This is a genomic window from Candidatus Sodalis endolongispinus, from assembly GCF_018777395.1.
Classification (GTDB): domain Bacteria; phylum Pseudomonadota; class Gammaproteobacteria; order Enterobacterales; family Enterobacteriaceae; genus Sodalis_B; species Sodalis_B endolongispinus.
This window is the reverse complement of the sequence record NZ_JAFJYC010000001.1, coordinates 1,975,970-1,997,100: the sequence shown is the minus strand read 5'-3', so window position 1 is coordinate 1,997,100 and position 21,131 is coordinate 1,975,970. Positions and strand designations below refer to the sequence as shown.

9 protein-coding genes and 9 pseudogenes are annotated in these 21,131 nt (G+C 58.2%); 11 read left to right on the top strand and 7 right to left on the bottom strand.

The window, feature by feature from the left end; all coding sequences use genetic code 11:
* Nucleotides 1–54: 54 nt before the first annotated feature.
* From JZM24_RS09725 to mtnN, 3 genes are read right to left on the bottom strand one after another with little or no spacing between them, the layout of a single operon-like run.
* Nucleotides 55–675 carry a TRIC cation channel family protein gene (locus JZM24_RS09725; RefSeq protein WP_215670095.1) on the bottom strand — a complete coding sequence of 207 codons (621 nt, stop codon included), beginning with the start codon at nt 673–675 and terminating at the stop codon, nt 55–57.
* Complete coding sequence (gene btuF, locus JZM24_RS09720) at nt 672–1,502, bottom strand: vitamin B12 ABC transporter substrate-binding protein BtuF (protein WP_215669491.1); 831 nt, start codon at nt 1,500–1,502, stop codon at nt 672–674. The genes JZM24_RS09725 and btuF overlap by 4 nt, the downstream gene beginning before the upstream one ends.
* A complete protein-coding gene (gene mtnN, locus JZM24_RS09715) occupies nt 1,503–2,204 on the bottom strand; it encodes a 5'-methylthioadenosine/S-adenosylhomocysteine nucleosidase (RefSeq protein WP_215669490.1) in 702 nt (233 codons plus the stop codon).
* A 160-nt stretch (nt 2,205–2,364) separates the two neighbouring features.
* Between mtnN and dgt the strand changes: the two are divergent.
* The 3 pseudogenes from dgt (at nt 2,365) to JZM24_RS09700 (ending at nt 6,571) form a co-directional block, all read left to right on the top strand.
* Nucleotides 2,365–3,633, top strand: a pseudogene (dgt, locus tag JZM24_RS09710) (dGTPase).
* Nucleotides 3,634–3,786: 153 nt separating this feature from the next.
* A pseudogene (gene degP, locus JZM24_RS09705) lies at nt 3,787–5,200 on the top strand (serine endoprotease DegP).
* Between the two features lie 213 nt (nt 5,201–5,413).
* A pseudogene (locus JZM24_RS09700) lies at nt 5,414–6,571 on the top strand (CdaR family transcriptional regulator).
* 357 nt (nt 6,572–6,928) lie between these two features.
* On the opposite strand, the pseudogene JZM24_RS09695 reads toward JZM24_RS09700, so the two are convergent.
* Nucleotides 6,929–8,262: pseudogene (locus JZM24_RS09695) on the bottom strand (MFS transporter).
* A gap of 543 nt (nt 8,263–8,805) precedes the next feature.
* Here JZM24_RS09695 and JZM24_RS09690 point away from each other — a divergent pair.
* A pseudogene (locus JZM24_RS09690) lies at nt 8,806–10,150 on the top strand (enolase C-terminal domain-like protein).
* A 24-nt stretch (nt 10,151–10,174) separates the two neighbouring features.
* Entirely contained in the window at nt 10,175–11,512 is a 1,338-nt protein-coding gene (gene gudD, locus JZM24_RS09685; RefSeq protein ID WP_376775546.1) for a glucarate dehydratase, read from the top strand.
* A 167-nt stretch (nt 11,513–11,679) separates the two neighbouring features.
* Here the strand turns inward: gudD and JZM24_RS09680 are convergent, their stop codons facing one another.
* The gene (locus JZM24_RS09680) at nt 11,680–12,753 is read right to left on the bottom strand and encodes an aldo/keto reductase (RefSeq protein ID WP_215669488.1); all 1,074 of its coding nucleotides are present in this window, start codon (nt 12,751–12,753) and stop codon (nt 11,680–11,682) included.
* Nucleotides 12,754–12,916: 163 nt separating this feature from the next.
* Here JZM24_RS09680 and JZM24_RS09675 point away from each other — a divergent pair, with 163 nt between their 5' ends.
* Nucleotides 12,917–13,291: an AraC family transcriptional regulator gene (locus tag JZM24_RS09675; protein WP_215669487.1), complete on the top strand. Its 375-nt coding sequence runs from the start codon at nt 12,917–12,919 to the stop codon at nt 13,289–13,291.
* 23 nt (nt 13,292–13,314) lie between these two features.
* Nucleotides 13,315–13,815, top strand: a complete 501-nt coding sequence (locus JZM24_RS19155; RefSeq protein ID WP_215669486.1) for an AraC family transcriptional regulator — start codon at nt 13,315–13,317, stop codon at nt 13,813–13,815.
* A gap of 231 nt (nt 13,816–14,046) precedes the next feature.
* Here JZM24_RS19155 and JZM24_RS18605 read toward each other — a convergent pair.
* Nucleotides 14,047–14,301 (bottom strand): annotated as a pseudogene (locus tag JZM24_RS18605) (hypothetical protein); the annotation flags it as partial.
* A 199-nt stretch (nt 14,302–14,500) separates the two neighbouring features.
* Nucleotides 14,501–16,052 (bottom strand): annotated as a pseudogene (gene garD / locus JZM24_RS09660) (galactarate dehydratase).
* A 468-nt stretch (nt 16,053–16,520) separates the two neighbouring features.
* Here garD and JZM24_RS09655 point away from each other — a divergent pair.
* From JZM24_RS09655 to JZM24_RS09640, 4 genes and pseudogenes are all read left to right on the top strand, one after another.
* Entirely contained in the window at nt 16,521–17,846 is a 1,326-nt protein-coding gene (locus JZM24_RS09655) for an MFS transporter (protein ID WP_215669484.1), read from the top strand.
* Between the two features lie 50 nt (nt 17,847–17,896).
* A pseudogene (garL, locus tag JZM24_RS09650) lies at nt 17,897–18,668 on the top strand (2-dehydro-3-deoxyglucarate aldolase).
* 163 nt (nt 18,669–18,831) lie between these two features.
* A pseudogene (garR, locus tag JZM24_RS09645) lies at nt 18,832–19,719 on the top strand (2-hydroxy-3-oxopropionate reductase).
* A gap of 88 nt (nt 19,720–19,807) precedes the next feature.
* Nucleotides 19,808–20,950: a glycerate kinase gene (locus JZM24_RS09640; RefSeq protein WP_215669483.1), complete on the top strand. Its 1,143-nt coding sequence runs from the start codon at nt 19,808–19,810 to the stop codon at nt 20,948–20,950.
* Nucleotides 20,951–21,131 lie beyond the last annotated feature (181 nt).

Genomic DNA, 21,131 nt, shown 5'->3' with positions numbered 1-21,131 from the left:
GTGCCGGTTTTTTATGCCGGCGAAACAAGCCCTATGCCGGTGTGGCGGTCCGCGTTAGTCGCGGCTGTGAAATTCAAATACCGGCAGTTTCAGGTGCCAGCGGATGGCCGCCAGCCGGATGAGCAGCGTCGTCGCCATTACCAGCATTGCGGCGTGCTGAAGGGTGAAATGCCACTCACTGTAGGCCACGGTATGCACAATACCGCCGGCGATACAGGCGGTGGCATAAATCTCGGTGCGCAGGATAAGCGGAATTTCCCGCGCCAGCACATCCCGCAACATGCCCCCTCCCACGCCGGTAATAACCCCCATACACGCCGCGATAAGTGGCACAGCGCCGCTGGCGAACGCTTTATTGACGCCGATACCGACAAACACCGCCAGTCCGATAGCATCCAGCACCGGCAGGATCCATTCGGGCAGGTGGCGCGGCTGGCAGATAACCAACAGGGTGACGAAGCAGGTGATGATCGCCACCACTAAATCGGTGGGATCGCGCACCCAAAATACCGGTCCGTTAGCCAGCGCCATATCGCGGATGGTGCCGCCACCGACCGCGGTCACCACGCCGAGCACCAGCACGCCGAAGGGATCCATGCGCAATTTGCCGGCCAGCAGAACGCCGGAAATGGCGAACACCGCGGTACCGAGAATATCCAGCCAGTACAGCATCAGGGCGCCTTCGCCGGGAGGGCGGCGCGGATTGGCGCCAGTTGCCTACAAAGCTGCTGCGTCGCCAGCAGGATTCGCGGGCCCGGGCGGGTAAAACTGTCTTCGTCGAGGGCAAGCACTGGCACCGTCAATTGTGGCCGCCAAAAGTCGCCGATCTGCCGGGCGGCGGTAGTATCTCCCGGCACAACAATCACCTGCGGATGCCGGACCAGCACCTGCTCGCGGCTAACCTGCGGCCAGGGGACCCGGCTGTCGGCGAAAATATTGCGCGCGCCGCACAAGGCGAGGATCTGGTTTTGCAGCGTGGCGGCGCCGGCGGTAAACAGCGGCCGGCTGCCAAACTGCAAAAAGACCCGCAGCGTCGTGCCGCCGGCATAACGCTGCTCTAACGTCGCCTGCTGGTCCTTCAGCGCGCTGGCCGCTTGCCGCGCCTGTTGCGGATGTGGGCTATAGGCGACCAGCTGGTTCAGCGTGTCCGCCATTTCGTCGATGCTTTGCGGATCCAGGGTGAGGACCGGAATACCGAAGGCGGCTAACGTCTCCAGGGCACGCTGCGGATTACCGCCGCGCCATCCCAGCACCAGATCCGGTTTTAACGCCAGAATGCGCTCGATATTGACGCCCTGCCACGAGGCGAACCGCTCAAGACGCCGCGCAGCGGGAGGATAATCCGACCAGTCGCTGGCGGCCACCAGCACCGCCCCCATGTCGGCGGCGTAGGCCAACTCCGTTGCGTGGGGCGCGAGGCTGACCACCCGCTGCGCCGCCAGAGCCGACCAAACCAGCAGCAGGCAGAGTAACGCGGCCGGCGCCGCGCGGCGATAACGCATTTACCGCTGGCCGGCCAGCGCTTGCACCATTTCCTCCACCAGGCGGGAGGAGCTTTGCGCCGCCACGGTGAGGAATTCTTCAAAGCTCAGGTGGGATGCCTTATCGGCGACATCGGAAATCGCGCGCACCACGACGAAGGGAACGGCGAACTGATGGCATACATGGGCGATGGCGGTCGCCTCCATTTCCACGGCGATCGCCTGCGGGAAGGTCTGGCGGATACGGGCCAGGCCGTCTGCGCCGTTGATAAAGGCATCGCCGCTGACCACCAAACCGCGTACCGCATGCATGCCCAGACGATCGACGATCTCCTCCGCCAGCGCGACCAGCGACGGGGCGGCATTTAACGACGCCGGACACTGCGCCATTTGGCCGGGCTCGTAACCGAAAGCGGTCACATCGACATCGTGATAGCGCACTTCATGGGACACCACGATATCGCCGACCTTCAGCGACGGCGCTAAACCGCCGGCGGAGCCGGTATTGATCACCAGCTCTGGTTTAAAATGATCCAGCAACAGTGTGGTACCCAGCGCGGCGGAAACCTTGCCGATGCCGGATTTCACCAACGCGACCTCAACGCCGTGTATCTGACCCGTATAAATTTCACATCCCGCCTGCTGCCACAGGGTAGAGTTGTCTAAGCGAGCGCGCAGCAGCGCGACTTCTTGTTCCATTGCGCCGATAATGCCAATTTTCATACAAAGCGTTCCTGTTAAAAACTTGCGTATTGAAATGATAAGGGGCGTTCATAGGCTGCATTCTAGCATGCCTGGCGCGGGGAAATAACGGCCGGTGGGCTTGCGTTTGCCGACGGGCATTGGTATCACGGTAGGGTGCGGCTTTCACGCGGGGAAAAAGATGTCCGAAATCGACTTCAGTCAAAAAATCAGTTTTCAACGGCCCTTTAGTCCGGCGATCAGCGCCCAGGATGATTATGCCATTATTCGCCAATTTGAAAGCGACCGCGGGCGCATCATCAACTCCGCCGCCATACGCCGGCTGCAGCAAAAAACCCAGGTTTTGCCGCCGGCTGGATATCGCCGGTCTGGAACAAGACGCGCTCGGCAACGACCGCTGCCAGGTAGCCAGCCTGCGTCTGCGCGCCGGCGACGAAGACAACAATGCGCTGCGCAGCCGTATCCGCCTCGACCTGTGCCATTTTGAAGGCAACGCCCAGGCCATCCGTATGGTACATAGCCTGCTGAAGCTTAATTTGACCTATGCACAGGTCGGCTGCATTCTTAAATACACCCGGCCGGCCTACTGGCAAGGGCCGGCCCCGGCGCCGTTCAGTTATTTGATGAAGAAGCCCGGCTTTTATCTGGCGGAAGAGGAGTATGTCCAAACGCTGCGCCGCGAATTGTCCCTGGGTGAATTTCACCGTTTTCCGCTGACCTATATTATGGAAGCCGCCGACGATATTTCCTATTGCATTGCCGATTTGGAAGACGCGGTGGAGAAAAAATTTTTACCGTGGAACAATTGTACCTATTTCTGCAAAAAGAGTGGGGCAGCGTCGTCAAAGGCGCTTTGTTCGATAAAGTCATCGGCCAAGCGTTTAATAAAATAAGGCGTTATCAAGGGCTGCGCAGTGGCGATCAATTTTTTATGTATTTACGGGTCAATACCGTGGCGCGGTTAGTGCCCCACGCGGCGCAGCGCTTTCTGGACAATCTGGCGCCTATTTACGACGGCAGTTTTAATCAGGCGCTGCTGGAGGACTCGAGTCCGGCGTTCCGGTTGTTAAAGATATTTAAAAGTGTTTCTTTCAAGCATGTTTTCAATCATCCGGAAGTGGAGCAGCTGGAACTGCAGGGTTACCGGGTGATAAGAGGCCTGCTGGAAATTTATAATCCGCTGCTTGACATGTCACAGGTGGATTTTCAGCAATTGGTGACGGAAGACTACCACCCCGCGCATCCCATCGCCAGCCGGCTGTATCATAAACTGTCCGCCAAGCATCGTCTGGCCTATGGCGAAGCCATGGAAACGGTTAACCGCTATCACGCCGGCCAGCAATCGATGATGGAATTTTATTATCGTGCGCGTTTAATTCAGGATTATATTAGCGGAATGACCGACCTTTATGCCTGGGATGAATATCGTCGGTTGATGGCCGACGAGTAACCGCAGCGACGGTGGTCATTTGTAAAGCGGCTCAATATTTATTTACCTTTGCCGCTTTCATTGCGCTGAACTACGGGGTATTTCATAACTCTTATGGAGAACCGCAGCGCGTTCTGCATCATGACCCCTTAATTTTAGTCGAGATAATTACAGATGAAAAAATCCACGTTGGCCCTGACGGCGCTTGCTCTGAGTCTGGGCATGGCGCTTAGTTCCGTCTCTGTCTTTGCGGCAGAAACCGCCTCGACCAATCAGCAGTTGCCCAGTCTGGCGCCGATGCTGGAAAAGGTCATGCCCTCCGTGGTGAGTATCAGCGTTGAGGGCAGTACGCCGGTCACATCGCGGCAAATGCCCGATCAACTAAAACAATTCTTCGGCCAAAACTCGCCGCTGTGCCAGGACGGCGGCGATGAGGGAAGTGATGAAGGCGGAGATAGCGGCAGCGCGCCGGCCCAGGAAAAATTCCAGGCGCTGGGCGCCGGGGTCATTATCGATGCCGCGAAGGGCTATGTAGTGACCAACAATCATGTGGTCAATGACGCCTCCAAAATACAGGTACAGCTTAACGACGGACGCAAATTCGACGCCAAGCTTATCGGCAAGGATCCGCGCTCTGATATCGCACTGGTGCAACTGATCGATTTCAAAAATCTGACCGCCATTAAAATGGCGGACTCCGATCAGCTGCGCGTCGGGGATTATACCGTGGCGATCGGCAATCCCTATGGACTGGGGGAAACGGCAACGTCCGGGATTGTGTCGGCGCTGGGACGCAGCGGACTGAATATCGAGAATTATGAAAACTTTATTCAGACCGATGCCGCCATTAACCGCGGCAATTCCGGCGGCGCGCTGGTCAATCTTAATGGCGAACTTATCGGCATTAACACCGCTATCTTGGCGCCGGACGGCGGTAATATCGGTATCGGCTTCGCCATACCGAGCAATATGGTAAAAAATCTGACCAAACAGATCGTCGAATTCGGCCAGGTCAAGCGCGGCGAAATCGGCATCCTCGTCACCGAACTGACGCCGGAGCTGGCTAAAGCGATGAAGATTGACGCTTAGCGCGGCGTGTTCGTCAGTCAGGTGATGCCGAAATCCGCCGCCGAGAAAGCCGGCGTGAAGGCGGGAGATGTCATCGTGACCATGAATGGCAAGGCGCTTAACAGTTTCGCCTCGTTCCGGGCCGATATCAGCTCGCAGCCGGTGGGCACCCAAAATGACCCTCGGCCTGCTGCGTGACGGTAAACCGGTGACGGTCGATGTCACCCTTGAGCAAAGCACGCAGTCTCAGGTCGACTCCGGGATGATTTTTACCGGTATCGAAGGGGCGGAGCTCAGCAACACCGAGCTGGACGGCCATAAAGGCGTGCGGGTCGATAACGTCAAAGCCGGCAGCACCGCCGAGCGGGTCGGGCTGAAGAAAGGGGATGTTATTCTCGGGGTAAATCAGCAGCCGGTGGCGAATATCGGTGAGCGGCGCAAAATCCTCGATACCAAACCTAACGTACTGGCGTTGAATATTCGCCGCGGCTATACATCACTGTATTTATTGGCGCAATAAGGCGATACCGCGCTGTCTTTTTGGCGCGCAATAAACCGCTGCTTTATCAGAACCGGACGGCCCGCGCGCCGTCCGGTTTTTTTAGCCGCATAAAAAACGTGATGTTAACCACAACTTGCACGCGCTGCCGATGACTTTGTGCATTTGCACAATGTTTGACGGCGTGACGGTGAGTATGCTGCAAGGATTGTGCAATCATCGGTGAGGACGGCGATGGCAACCTATCATCTTGATGCCAAGCTGGCGCAGGAAATCGTGGCAAGAACCATGCAGATTATCGACAGTAACATCAACGTGATGGACGCCCGCGGCCGGATCATCGGTAGCGGCGATCGGGAACGGATCGGCGAGCTGCATGAAGGGGCGCTGCTGGCGCTGTCCCAGGCGCGGGTGGTGGATATTGACGACGGCGTGGCCAAGCACCTTCATGGCGTGCGCCCCGGCATCAATCTGCCGCTGAAAATCGACGGCAATATTGTCGTGGTCATCGGGTTAACCGGCAATCCAGGCCAGCTGCGCCAATATGGCGAATTGGTGTGCATGACCGCCGAGATGATGCTGGAGCAGGCTCGATTGCTGCATATGCTGGCACAGGACAGCCGGCTGCGCGAGGAACTGGTGCTCAATCTTATCCGCGCCGAAGAAGTGACGCCGGCGTTGACCGAATGGGCGCAGCGCCTGGGGATCGATATCCACCAACCGCGGGTGGCGGCGGTGGTGGAGGTGGACAGCGGCCAGTTCGGCGTCGATAGCGCCATGGCCTCACTGCAGCAGTTGCAAACCCTATTGACCACGCCGGAGCGGGACAATCTTATCGCTATCGTCTCCCTGACCGAAATGGTGGTATTGAAGCCGGCGCTGAACAGTCACGGACGCTGGGATGCCGAGGAACACCGGCGCCGGGTGGACAGTTTGTTTTCGAGCATGACCGAAAGCAGCCGCCTGCGGGTGCGTATCGCGTTGGGCAACTTCTTTACCGGACCCGGCGGCATCGCCCGTTCCTGGCGTACCGCCTGTACGACCATGGCGGTAGGCAAGCAACGCCACCCGGATGAGCGGCGCTACTTTTATCCCGATTTGATGCTGCCGGTGCTGTTGGACAGCTTGCGTGGCGGTTGGCAAGCCAATGAACGGGTGCGGCCACTGGTAAAACTCAAAGCGATGGACAGTAACGGCCTGCTGCGGCGCACCCTTATCGCCTAGTTCCGCCATAATGTGCAGCCGACAACCACCTCGCGCGCGCTGTTTATCCACCGCAATACGCTGGAATACCGTTTAAACCGTATTTCCGAAATGACCGGCCTGGATCTGACTAATTTTGATGATCGCCTGCTGCTGTATGTAGCGCTGCAGCTAGACGACAATGTCTGAGGGAACGGGGCGGCCTGCTATGGTGGAACGGGGCGGGTAATCATGCCCGGTGCGGTGTGGGTGATCATGCCCGGCGCAGGGCAAATCAGGCAGCGGAGCGAAATCGTGCTTGCCGGCGCCGGTCACCGCCCGCGGCAGCGAAAGCCTGAGCGTATTGCGCGCGGTCCTCTCCGGCCAAGGCCGGAGGCGATAGATACACCGCAAGGGACGCACCCTCAAAGAACGCGTCGCCAAGGGCTTAGACGTCAACCAACGCGCCGCCAAGGACTATGCCATCAACCAACGCGCCGTTAAAGAACGCGCTGCCGGGTGATGCGCCATCAAAAAACGCGCCGGTGAGGGCGCGTCCCCCTGTTCTCAGGCCGCGAGAGGTTTAAGTTCGAGCCGTTGGATTTTGCCGACAATGAACAAATAACTAACGATGACCATCAAGCCGTTGGCGGCGACATAAATCAGCGCGCCGTCAAAAGAGCCGGTGCGCTGCAAGATGTAGCCAATCACGATGGGGGTGGTAATCGCGCCGATCTGCGTCACTAAATTCAACACGCCGCCGCTTAGTCCGACAATCTGTTTCGGGGCGGTGTCGGCGTTCACCGTCCAGCCTAAAGCGCCGATGCCTTTGCCGAAAAACGCCAGGCTCATTGCCGCCACCACCACCACATCGGAGGTGGTATAGTTACAGATAACCATGCTGGTACATAACAGCATCCCGATGATGATCGGCGTTTACGCGCCACCGACAGCGAGTAGCCCCGGTTGAGCAAATAGTCGGAGAACACCCCGCACAGCACCCCGCAGATGCAGCCGCAGATCGCCGGCAGCGCCGCCAAAAAGCCTGCCTCCAGAATCGACATCCCGCGCCATTTGACCAGATAAATGGGAAACCAGTACAGAAAGAACCAGGTAATGGCATTGACGCAATAATTGGCCAGATAAATGCCAAGCAGCATACGGCTGGACAGCAATTGTTTGATATAGCCCAACTGCGGCGTGCGATCTTCCTTGCGTCCCGCCGCGGCGTCCATCTCCACCAGCGCGCCGCCCGCACGCAGGTACGCCAGTTCGCTCTGGCTTACCCGGGGATGGCTCAACGGGCTGTACATGGTTTTCACCCACACCGCCGACAGCACGATGCCTACCACGCCCATGACGATGAACACGTATTCCCAGCTCACCTCTTGGGTTATCCAGCCCAACAGCGGGTTGAACACCACCAGCGCGGCATACTGCGAAATATTAAATATCGCCGAGGCAGTGCCGCGCTCCAGCACCGTGAACCAGGCGGAAACGATGCGGCTATTGGCCGGCATCACCGGCGCTTCGGCGAAACCCACCATAAACCGCAGTATGGACAGCATCATGGAGGCATTGGCGAAGAAATGGACAAAGCCCTGAAAAAAGGTAAACACCGACCAGATTAATATCGCGCAGCCGTAGACTTTTTTGGAACCGAATTTGTCCAAAAGACAACCGCCCGGCAACTGAGCCAGGGTATAGTCCCAGCCGAAGGCTGAAAAGACATAGCCCATTTGCAGCGGGTCGAGCTCCAAGTCCCTCGCCACATGCGGACCGGCGATGGACAGGGTAGAGCGGTCGGCGTAATTGACGGTACTGATGATGAATAACATCGCCAGGATCCAAAAGCGCGAGCGTGTTTTATGGGCGCTGGCGTCAATGACCGTATTATCCATGATAAGCGCCTCCCGGCAGAGGGCCCGCAAAGGGAGTGTGGTGGCGAGAGAAGGCCCGTTGTTCGCAGCGGACGGTATACCTGGCGATCCATTGGCTGAAAAGCTGCATAGTCGTGTCCTGTACGGTAGGGAAGTAAGAATGAACGTTTTTTAATCTGCATAGCGGTTCAGCAGCAGTATAAGAGTTAATTTCCCGGCAAACATTGGGCTTATGACTGAATAGGACGGGTCGATGCGCGGGCTTTTTACAGCAATGCGCTAAAGGCAAGTGATGGCGATCACTGAACCTCGTTGCGTTCTGGATTATTAAAAAAGCGTTTTATTTCTGTTCAGCGGTGCCCGGCGAGAGGCGGTTTGTGAGCTGGCGCGGGCCGTTATGGGCATTCGCTGCAAATCGAGGCGTTTTTTCGCCTCTTTTATTGGTGGCATGCCCAATGAAAACGACGGACCAATGTCCTTATACTGAGGTATCAATTGCTTAAACCTTGGGCAGTCCCGCATCCGGCGGGACAGCGATAGCGTTTTTCGTGAGAGGAAGCATCAATGGCCAATACCCAAAGCGGTCCCGTCATTACCGAGATGAAAGTGATCCCGGTCGCGGTCCATGACAGCACGCTGCTGAATATCGGCGGCGCGCACAGCGCCTGGTTCACCCGCAATCTGGTGGTACTTACCGACAGTGCCGGCCACACCGGCGTCGGCGAAGCGCCGGGCGGCGAAGTGATCCTGCAAACGCTGCAACAGGCGATTCCGCTGGTGATCGGTACCGAGGTCGCGCGGATGAACCGGCTGGTGCAGCAGGTGCATTTGGGTAACCAATCCTCAGATTTTGATGCTTTCGGCGGCGTCGCCTAGACGTTTGAACTGCGGGTTAACGCCGTGGCCGCGCTGGAGGCGGCGCTGCTGGACCTGCTGGGGCAGTGCCTCGTTGTGCCGGTGGTGGAGTTGCTCGGCCACGGCAAACAGCGCGACGCGGTGACGGTGCTGGGTTATCTGTTTTATGTCGGCGATCGCGAGCGTACCGACCTGCCTTACCAAAGCGGCGCCCAGGGCGGCCATGATTGGTACCATTTACGTCATCAAAAAGCCCTGGATAGCGCGGCGGTGGTGCGGCTGGCGGAGGCGGCGCAAGATCGGTACGGCTTCAAGGATTTCAAACTGAAGGGCGGTGTTTTCCCCGGAGAGCAGGAGATTGAGGCGGTAACGGAGCTGTCGAAACGGTTCCCAGACGCGCGCATTACCGTCGATCCCAACGGTGCCTGGTTACTGGACGAGGCCATCCGGCTGTGTAAGGGGATGTAGGGGATCCTCAGCTACGCCGAAGATCCCTGCGGGGCCGAGCAAGGCTATTCCGGCCGGGAAGTTATGGCCGAATTCCGCAGCGCCACCGGGCTGCCGGTGGCGACCAATATGATCGCCACTAACTGGCGCGAAATAAATCACGCCGTCATGCTGCAGGCGGTGGATATTCCGCTGGCCGACCCGCATTTCTGGACCATGCACGGCGCGGTGCGCGTCGCGCAACTCTGCGACGACTGGGGGCTAACCTGGGGCTGCCATTCCAATAATCACTTCGACATTTCACTGGCGATGTTTACCCACGTGGGCGCGGCCGCCCCCGGCCGTCCCACCGCTATCGACACACACTGGATCTGGCAAGAGGGCAATCAGCGCCTGACCAAGGCGCCGCTGGAAATTCGCCACGGACAAATCGCGGTGCCGGAACAGCCCGGGCTTGGGGTTGAGCTGGATTGGGCGCAGGTGGAGCAGGCCCATGCCCTCTACTAAAAGTCCGCCGGGCGGGGCGCGCAATGACGCCACCGCGATGCGCTATTTGGTGCCGGACTGGCAGTTTGATCGCAAACGCCCGGCTTTCGGTCGCGGCTGAGCCACGGTGGCGGAGAAGACGATGATGAAACGCAACGATACGCCGGTAGTGCGCGGTATGCAGGTGATACCGGTCGCCGGCCATGACAGTATGTTGATGAACCTCAGCGGTGCCCATGCGCCGTTTTTTACGCGTAATATCGTGATCTTGGAAGACAGCGCCGTCCAGCGCGGCGTGTGGGAGGTCCCCGGCGGCGAGGCCATCCGCCAAACGCTGGAGGATGCCCGCGCGTTGGTGTTGGGTAAGCCGCTGGGTGAGTACCTGAATGTTCTTAATAGCGTGCGCACGCAGTTCGCCGGCCGGGATACCGCCGGACGCGACCTGCAGACCTTTGATCTGCGCACCACCATTCATGTGGTGACCGGTATCGAGGCCGCGATGTTAGATTTGCTCGGTAAGCATTTGGGCGTCAATGTTGCCTCGTTGTTAGGCGAAGGCCAGCAGCGGGATCAGGTAGAAATGCTGGGGTATTTGTTTTATATCGGTGAGAGTAAAAAAACCGGCTTGCCCTATCAAAGCCAGCCCGACGCGGCGTGCGATTGGTACCGTCTGCGCCATGAACCCGCGATGACCCCGGACGCTATTGTGCGGCTGGCGCAAGCGGCGCAGGAGAAGTACGGCTTTAATGATTTCAAACTTAAGGGCGGAGTCTGGGCGGGGGAGGTGGAAGCGCAGGCGGTAACGGCGTTGGCGCGCCATTTCCCGGGCGCGCGCATCACCCTTGATCCCAACGGCGCCTGGTCATTAAACGAGGCCATTGAGCTTGGTAAATCACTGCGCCACGTGCTGGCCTACGCCGAGGATCCTTGCGGTGCCGAGCAAGGCTTTTCCGGGCGCGAGGTGATGGCCGAATTCCGCCGCGCCACCGGCCTGCCGACCGCTACCAATATGATAGCCACCGACTGGCGGCAGATGTGCCACGCCATCGCCCTGCAGGCGGTGGATATTCCGCTGGCGGATCCGCATTTCTGGACGATGCAAGGTTCCGTACGGGTCGCCCAGCTCTGCCATGCTGCCGGGCTGACGTGGGGATCGCACTCCAATAACCATTTCGACATCTCACTGGCGATGTTTACCCATGTGGCCGCCGCCGCGCCGGGTAACATTACCGCCATTGATACCCACTGGATTTGGCAGGAGGGCAATCAGCGCCTGACCCATGCGCCGCTGGAAATCAGCGGCGGTAAGGTGACGGTGCCGTCAACGCCGGGGCTTGGCGTGGAGCTGGATATGGACTGTGTCATGCAGGCTCATGCGCTTTACCGACAGCATGGCCTGGGCGCGCGCAACGATGCCGCCGGAATGCAGGCGCTTATCCCCGGCTGGAGGTTTGACGGTAAACGCCCCTGTATGGTGCGCTAATCGCCGGGAGCCGCATGGTGCAGTGTCCCCGGACAAGGGGCCCGGTTACTCCCCCTCTCCGGTCAGGAAAAAGGGAAGAGATGGTTTTAGTCTTCAAACCCTATCGTTCTCATCCGGCGTCGGGTGATTCAGGGGTTCATGAGGTCGCCCGCCGTCGGCCTCATTCATTACCCCCTGCGGTCCAGAATCGTCGTCCCGCCAAACATCAATTGCTGGGCCATCGGACGGCCCATAAACCGCGCCGGGAAAATCGGCGGCAAGGCTCTGGCCTTTTCCAAACGGTCGCGTTGCTGCTTAGTGAAGACGACGGACAGGGCTCTAAAGTTGTCTTCGGCTTGCTCCAACGTGCGTGCTCCCACAATCGGCGCGACCACCGCCGGATTGAGCAGCGCCCACGCCAGCGCTACCTGCGAGCGCGAGGCCCCCAGTTCAACGGCGATTTCGCCCACGACATCGGCGATGTCCAGTGCCTTCGCGTTGAGGTGGCCTGTGGAGGCAATGATCCCTTTGCGGGTTGGGGATACGTCGGCGACGTTCGCCTCCGACAGGTCGGCGCGACGATATTTGCCGGTCAAGATACCCCCGCCGAGCGGTGACCAGGGTAATACCCCTAGCCCCATCGCCTGCGCCATCGGAAACAACTCATGCTCAACAGATCGCTCGACCAGACTGTATTCGACCTGAAGCGCGACGAAAGGGGACCAGCCGCGTAGGTCAGCGAGGGTTTGCATTTGTGAGATGCGCCAAGCGGGTGTATTGCAGATGGCCACATACAGGATTTTCCCCGCCCGCACCAAGTCATCAAGCGCACGCATGACCTCTTCGGCCGTCGTGGTAAAGTCCCAGGCATGGACGTGCAGAAGATAGATGCGATCGGTGTCGAGTTGGCGCAAACTGTCCTCAACCGAGCTGACGAGGTTGTAGCGATGATTACCGCCCGAATTTGGGTTGCCCTGCTCGCGGGCCATAGTGAACTTGGTTGACAGGACAATACGGTCCCGCTTGTCCTTGATAATCCTCCCCAGGATTTTCTCGGCGCTGCCGTTGGTGTAGTTGACCGCGGTATCAATGAAATTGCCGCCGCTATCAACATAGGCATCGAAAATGCGCTTTGCCTCGCCCTCGTCGCTGCCCCAGCCCCATTCGTTGCCGAAGGTCATCGTACCGAGCGCGAGCGGTGAAACACGAAGGCCGGATCGTCCCAGCAGACGGTATTGGTCAAGAGAGCTGAATGTTGTCATATCGCGCTATCCTATCTTGTGATTGCAGTGAGTTATCTATGGCAATATCTTCAATCAGCGCTCTTCAGTAGAGGTAGCCTGCTTGTCCTATTTCATTGCACGATCGTCCGGTCTTTGAACGGTGCGTTTTGCATTTTGCGATGGCTGCTGTAACATAAAAACGATGAACAGACTGGACAGATTGGTTGATCTCATCAGCCGCCATACGCCAGCAGATGGCACCCATGCGAGCGCCATTCCGGGGGTGATACTGCATCGCAGTTCTTCACCCACCGTGCCCATGCCGGTAGTCTACGGCCCGACGCTCTGTCTGGTCGCCCAGGGGACGAAGCAAGCATCCCTTGGCACCACGGCGTATTGTTACGATCCCGCGCATTACCTGGTGGCTTCCGTTGAGCTACCGGTGATGGGATCGGTCATCAAGGCCAGCGCAAGCCATCCTTATCTGTGTCTACAACTCGATCTGGACTCGTCCGAGCTGTCAGACCTCGCCATCCGTCACCCGCCAGGGGTGAAAGCCACCTGCTTGCCGGGTTAACGCTGAACAAAACGTCCCCTCTGTTGCTTGATGCAGCAATCCGTCTGGTCGGGCTGCTGGATACACCCCATGACATCAATGCCCTCGCGCCCCTTACCCTTCGTGAAATCCTCTATCGTCTCCTGGTCGGGCCAAATGGGGTCATCATCAGGAACATGGTCCTGGCGGACAGCCGGCTCAATCAGATTGCCCGTGCCATCCTGTGGATCAGAACACACTTTCGTGAGCCCTGTCGGATTGAAAACGCTGCCGAGATAGCGGGAATGAGCCGCTCTAACTTTTACCTGCATTTCAAGGCGGTGACGACCTTAAGTCCTATTGAGTTCCGCACGCATCTGCGGCTACAGGAAGCGCGGCGGCTGATGGTGAGTGAGGCAGCCGACGCGGCCAGCGCCGGCTTCCAGGTGGGTTATGAAAGCCATTCACAGTTCAGCCGTGACTATGCCCGCATATTCGGCATGTCCCCGGCCAGGCATGCCCGCCGGTTGAGGCAGGAACAAGGCAGCCTGACGGCGGCGAATTAAAACCCTCTGTACGCTACCGGTAACGTGATGGGCTTACGTCTGGCAAATTAGTGATGATTCGGGTCACCATTTTATTAGGCACTTACCCGTAAACCCCGTAAATCCCGTAAACGTATCGCTACCGTTTAGCGCCTGCTCGGCGCAGATAAGCTGGCTTCGCGTGACAGGGTCAACAGTACGCCAATGAACCCCATGGGCCCGCCGCCGGCGATGTTCGCCAGTCGCCATATTCGTTTCAGTTAGCAAATTATTTGTTTTTGTCCCGTCCAGCCTGCGCCAGCGCAGCGCGGAATTAGGCGAACTGATTAGCGGTTCCAATCCGCTATCGCAGCCTTCTGCCAGCAGCAGGGTGCTGATGCCGACTGGCAGATCATCAAGGTTGGCACTGGCTTCGCTGGCAGGGAAAAACGCACCAGCAAATCCGTTATGAGCGTCAATTTCCAGTAGTAATGCCGTCAAGTCGACAGGCGGGAGCGGGTCGCGGATGTCCAGGCGGTCGTTTCAGTGTGCCACTATTCGGGCGGCAAAGCTGCACACAGGCCCAAACGGCGTTCGCTATGGTAAGAATGGCGGACGAAGTTTATCTGCCGGCAGGGAAAGAGCCCCGGCCAGCAGGCGAAGGGGCGACGGGGGGGAGATAAACAGACCGGCGTAAAGCGCCGGCGTCGCGCTGGCGCCCATCGACTCAGGTTACCGGCGCCGGGTTAAAGACCGACAGCGCATTGTGGATACCCCATTGATCCGACCAGGTTTTTTTGCGACCGCTGGCGATCTCCAGGATAAAATGGAACAGCTCCCAGCCCACGTCCTCAATGGTGGCCTCGCCGGTGGCGATAGTGCCGGCATTGATATCCATTAAATCGTACCAACGATCCGCCAGCGCTGTGCGGGTCGCCATTTTAATCACCGGCACCGCCGCCAGACCATAGGGTGTCCCGCGGCCGGTAGTGAACACCCGCACGGTGATACCGGAGGCCAGCTGCTGGGTGCCGCAGACAAAATCGCTCGCCGGGGTGGCGGCATAAATCAGGCCGCGACGGGTGGGGCGCTGACCGGGGGAGAGCACTTCGACGATGGCGCTGGTATCGGATTTGGCGATAGAGCCGAGTGCCTTTTCCACCACGTTGGCTAAGCCGCCCTTTTTGTTGCCGGGAGAAGGGTTGGCGCTGCGGTCGGTCTGGCCCAGACTGAGATAGTTATCGTACCAGGCCATTTCCTCCAGCAGGCGGCGGCCAACAGTTTCATCAGCGGCGCTGGGGGTAAGCAGATGGATGGCATCGCGTACTTCGGTGACCTCGGAGAACATCACCGTGGCGCCGCAGCGCACCAGCAAATCCGATGCAAAGCCAACCGCCGGATTGGCGGTAACGCCGGAAAACGCGTCGCTGCCGCCGCACTGCATCCCCACCACCAGCTCGGATGCCGGGCAGGTTTCGCGCTGACGGCCGTTTAGATGATCAAGGTGACGTTCCGCCACCGCCAGGATATCGTCCACCATGGACTGAAAGCCGACGTGCTTCTCATCTTGCAAATGCACAATACTTGCCGCTTCCACCGCAATAGGCTGCACATCTTCAGTGCCGGCGAGTAAACGCTCCGGCTGCAGCTTTTCACAGCCCAGCCCGACGACCATCACCTCGCCGCCGAAATTGGGATTCAAGGCAATATTGTGGATAGTCAGAATAGGCACCACCGCCGCCGGCGCATTGATGGCCACACCGCAACCATAAAGATGGTTAAGGCCCACCACGCCGTCAACGTTCGGGTATTTCGGCAGTAAATCGCGCTCGATCAGTTTCACCACGATGCCGGCGACGCAATGCACGCTGGTCGTAATGCCCAGCAAATTCTTGGTGCCGACGCTACCGTCAGGATTGCGGTAGCCCTCGAAGGTATAGCCTTCCAGCGGCGGCGGGACTTTAAGTTGCCAGCGGCAGGGTTTCCAGCGCCGGCGCCACCGGCAGCTCCACCAGAGATTCGTCTATCCAGCTGCCGTGCGCAATGGGGCGCAGCGCGTAGCCAATAATTTCCCCATAGCGAATAATGGCGCCGCCTTTGGCAATATCGTTCAGGGCGACTTTATGTCCCTGCGTAATATGCTCAATCAATTCCAGACCGTCTGGAAAACGACTGCCGGCGGGCAGGCCGTGATTATTGACGATAATGGCCACATTATCGGTATCGTGCACTTTTATATAGAAGGCTTGCTCAGCGCTTCGAGTAGGAATAACAGACATAAAGGTCTCCATAACAACTGCCAGGTTGTTTTGACCCGAAAGTGAGGACGATAAGCGATAACAACACGGTTTATGCCGTTATTATAATCCCAATGTTAAAGGCAGACATTGTGCAAATGACCTGTTTTCTGCCGATCTCGCGGCAAATTATCAGGCAGATGCTGGACAAAGTGTGACAATTGTCACCAAGGCATCAACAGGCCGGCGGCGGTGAAAGATAACGTGACGCGCATCGAACCGCGCTGGATATTCGCCAGAAAAAACCATGTTATTCGTGGTGATTATTGTGCAAGTGCATAATGTTATTTTTAGCAGTGATTTTTATACTAATCAGGCATGAATAAATGAAGGCAATGGCAATACGGTGAAAAAAAGCCTCTTACGAGAATAGTAAACCCTGGATAGCGCACGCTTAACCCGATCCTTTTCATTATTGCGCGTCGTTATAGCCTGATTAGGGCCTGGCCAATGAGTATTGCACCTCTGACCGCTAATAAAACCAAGACCCATATTCGTTATTGGATTTTGTTTATCATCTTTATGGTTACCGCCATCAACTACGCCGACCGGGCTACCATGTCGATTGCGTGGACCGATGTCGCGAAAGAACTCGGCCTGGACGCCGGACAGATGGGGCAGATTTTCTCGGCCTTCGGCTGGGCATATCTTATTATGCAAATTCCCGGCGGCTGGTTATTAGACCTCTACGGGTCTAAAAAAGTCTACAGCTGCAGTTTGTTTTTCTGGTCGCTGTTTACCTTTCTACAAGGATTCGTCGGCTTTTTCCCCATCGCTTATGCCGCCATGACGCTGTTTTTCCTGCGCTTCATGCTCGGTTTCTCCGAGGCGCCGTCCTTCCCCGCCAACGCCCGTATCGTCGCCGCCTGGTTTCCGACCCGTGAGCGCGGTACCGCTTCGGCCATCTTCAATTCGGCGCAATATTTCTCGCTGGCGATCTTCTCGCCGCTGCTGGGCTGGTTAACATACACCTGGGGCTGGGAGCACGTTTTTACCGTAATGGGCGCCGTCGGTTTCGTGCTGACGGGGGTTTGGATTAAATTCATCCATAACCCGAACAAGCATCCGCGCGTGTCGGCGCAGGAACTGGAATATATGTCCGCCGGCGGTGCGGTGGTGGATATGGACTCACCCGGAGCCGGCAAAAAAGAGGGCCCGCACTGGAGCGATGTACGCCAGATGTTGACCAGCCACATGATGCTCGGGGTGTTTTTCGGCCAGTATTTTATCAACAGTATTACCTGGTTTTTCTTGACCTGGTTTCCCATTTACCTGGTACAGGACAAGGGCATGTCGATACTGAAAGTCGGCCTGGTGGCGTCGATACCGGCGCTGTGCGGTTTCGCCGGCGGCGTGCTGGGCGGTGTCGTGTCGGATAATCTGCTGCGACGCGGTTTTTCCCTCACCGTGGCGCGTAAAATTCCCATCGTACAGGGCATGCTGCTGGCGACCAGCATCATCCTGTGCAACTACACCGACAATACCGTGGTTGTGATAGCGTTAATGGCGCTGGCCTTCTTCGGTAAAGGCTTCGGCGCGCTGGGCTGGCCGGTGGTGGCGGATACCGCGCCGAAAGAAATGATCGGGTTGTGCGGCGGTCTGTTTAACGTGTTCGGGAACGTAGCTTCCATCGTGACGCCGCTGGTCATCGGTTATATGGTCAAAGAATTGCATTCCTTCAATATGGCGCTGGTGTTTGTCGGCTGCTCCGCCCTGGCGGCAATGTTTTGCTATCTGGTGGGCGAAATAAAACGTCTGGTGCTGAAAAAATCCTGACGCGGCGGCCGGCCGCGCCGCACTTTAGTCCATTTGTACAGAGGATCATTATGAACAATCCATTACTGCCGAACCGTTTTCGTCAGCGTTTACTGCAAGAGGGATACCCTGATCGGCTGCTGGTGTGCTCTGGCCAATCCGGTATCTACTGAAGTGCTGGGGCTGGCGGTATTCGACTGGCTGGTATTGGCCGGCGAACACGCGCCCAATGATATCACCACTTTCGTACCGCAGCTGATGGCGCTGAAAGGCAGTCCCAGCGCGCCGGTGGTGCGCCCGCCCACCAATGAACCGGTGATCATCAAGCGCCTGCTGGATATTGGTTTTTATAATTTTCTGATCCCCTTCGTCGAGACCGAAGAACAGGCGCTGCGCGCCGTGTCGTCAACGCAATATCCGCCTGCGGGCATCCGCGGCGTATCGGTGTCTCATCGCTGTAATAATTACGTCACCGTACCGGAGTATTTTTCGCTGATTAACGACAACATCACGGTACTAACGCAAATCGAAAGTCAGGACGGCGTGGACAATATCGACGCCATTGCCGCCGTCGACGGCGTGGACGGTATTTTCGTCGGCCCGGTAGACTTGTCGGCGGCTCTGGGCTACCTCGGCGCGCCCAACCATCCCGAAGTGCAGCGGGTGATCCAGCACATTTTCGCCCGCGCCGATGCGCAGGGTAAACCGAGCGGCATTCTGGCGCAGGCCGAAGCAGACGCTCGGCGCTATTTGGAATGGGGCGCACGCTTTGTCGCCGTCGGCAGCGATTTGGGGGTGTTTCGCAGCGCGACCCAATCCCTGTGCGACAAATTCAAAGGTTGAAAGCGGTTATACGCTTAAGGTTCAAAGCTCAAGGCTCAAGGCTGAAAGGGTTATACGCTAAAGGCTGAACGCTGACGCTGAGGGCTGAACATTTAAGGCTTAAGGTTAAACCCTAGACGCCGCGCCGGCTGGCGTTAATGAAACGAATCAAGAGGATGTCACGATGAAGATTGGATTTATTGGCTTGGGGATTATGGGCAAACCCATGAGTAAAAACCTGATGAAAGCGGGTTACGCATTGATCGTGCTGGATCGCAACACCGAAGCAGTTGAGGACGTGGTCGACGCAGGCGCCGAACGGGCATCGTCGCCGAAAGCCGTGGCCGAACAGTGCGAGGTGGTTATCACCATGCTGCCCAATTCTCCCCATGTCAAAGAGGTCGTTTTGGGCGAGAACGGCGTAATCGAAGGGGCCAAAGCCGGCAGCGTGGTCATCGATATGAGTTCCATTGCGCCGCTGGCCAGCCGTGAAATCGCTGCGGCGCTGGCGGAAAAACACATCCAGATGCTGGACGCGCCGGTGAGCGGCGGCGAGCCGAAAGCCATCGACGGCACGCTGTCGGTGATGGTGGGCGGCGATAAACAGACTTTCGAGCGCCATGCCGCGATGCTCGGGTAGATGGCCGGCTCCGTGGTGCATACCGGTAACATCGGCGCCGGCAACGTCACCAAACTGGCGAATCAGGTGATCGTGGCGCTCAATATCGCCGCCATGTCGGAAGCATTGGTGCTCGCCACCAAGGCCGGTGTGGACCCAGAGCTAGTCTATAAAGCTGTCCGCGGCGGTCTGGCCGGTAGCACCGTGCTGGACGCCAAGGCGCCGATGGTGCTGGATCGCAATTTCAAACCCGGTTTCCGTATCGATCTGCATATTAAGGATTTGGCCAATGCCCTTGATACCTCCCACGGCGTGGGCGCGCAGCTGCCGCTGACCGCCGCGGTCATGGAAATGATGCAGGCGCTTAAACAAGACGATTTGGGTAGCGCAGACCATAGCGCACTGGCCTGCTATTATGAAAAACTGGCTCATGTTGTCGTAAAGCGCCAGTAACGGCCTCGGGCGCCGGCCGGGCGCTCTTTCACCCGGCGGAATGCCGACGTCGTCGGCTTCAGCTCTCAACAGGCGTAGCGGGTAGTTTATGAAAATAGTCATCGCTCCGGATTCATACAAAGAGAGTTTATCGGCGTTGGAAGTCGCGACGCAGATCGAAAAAGGATTTCGTGAGGTGTTTCCCGACGCCGATTACATCAAGTTGCCGGTGGCGGACGGCGGCGAGGGCACCGTGGAGGCCATGGTGGCGGCCACCGGCGGCGAAATTATCCGCGTGCAGGTCACAGGCCCGCTCGGTAAGCCGGTGGCGGCGTTCTTCGGCTTGTCCGGCGATCGCGCCAGCGCGTTTATTGAAATGGCCGCCGCCAGCGGGCTGGAGCTGGTGCGCAGCGACGATCGCAATCCGCTGCTAACCACCTCTTTCGGTACCGGTGAACTCATCCGCTGCGCGCTGGACCACGGCGTCAAGCATTGCATCATCGGTATCGGCGGCAGCGCCACCAACGACGACGGCGCCGGTATGGTGCAGGCGCTGGGCGCCCGCTTGCTGGATGACAACGGCGACGCTATCGGCTTTGGCGGCAGTCAATTGGCCAAATTAGCCCGCATCGACATCAGCTGTCTGGATGCGCGTATTCGCGATTGTCGGTTTGAAGTCGCCTGCGACGTCAACAATCCGCTGACCGGCGACGAGGGCGCTTCGGCGATCTTCGGCCCGCAGAAGGGGGCGAAGCCGGCAATGATCCACGAATTGGATGTGGCGTTGAAGCATTACGCCGACATCATCAAGAGCGATCTTGACCAGGATGTCGATCGCGTGTCCGGCGCCGGTGCCGCCGGAGGAATGGGCGCCGGCCTGCAGGCGTTTTGCGGCGCCGAATTGCGCCAGGGTATCGAAATCGTCACCGAAGCGCTAGGACTGGAGCAATTGGTAAAAGATGCGTCGCTGGTGATTACCGGCGAAGGCCGTATCGACAGCCAGACGCTGCAGGGTAAGGTGCCGATCGGCGTGGCGCGGGTGGCGAAACGTTACCAGAAGCCGGTTATCGGCATCGCCGGGAGTTTGACCGCCGATGTGGGCGTGGTGCATCAGCACGGGCTGGACGCGGTGTTTAGCGTGCTGTATAGCATTTGTACGCTGGAGCAGGCGCTGGAAAACGCCGGCGAAAATGTGCGTATGACGGCGCGCAATATTGCGGCGACGGTTAAGCTCGGTCAGGCGCTAGGCTAAAGGGCTAACCCCCGCCCTGCGCTTGCAGGCGCGCGCCGTCTCAGCCACGGGCGCCCGCTCGTGGTTCGTCCAGACGCGGGCAGGTTGGCACGCTATTCCTCCATTACCCGAAAAGGCTTGCGGGGGTTGAGCCCGCTCGTGGTTCGTTCGGACGCGGGCAGGTTGGCATGCTATTCCTCCA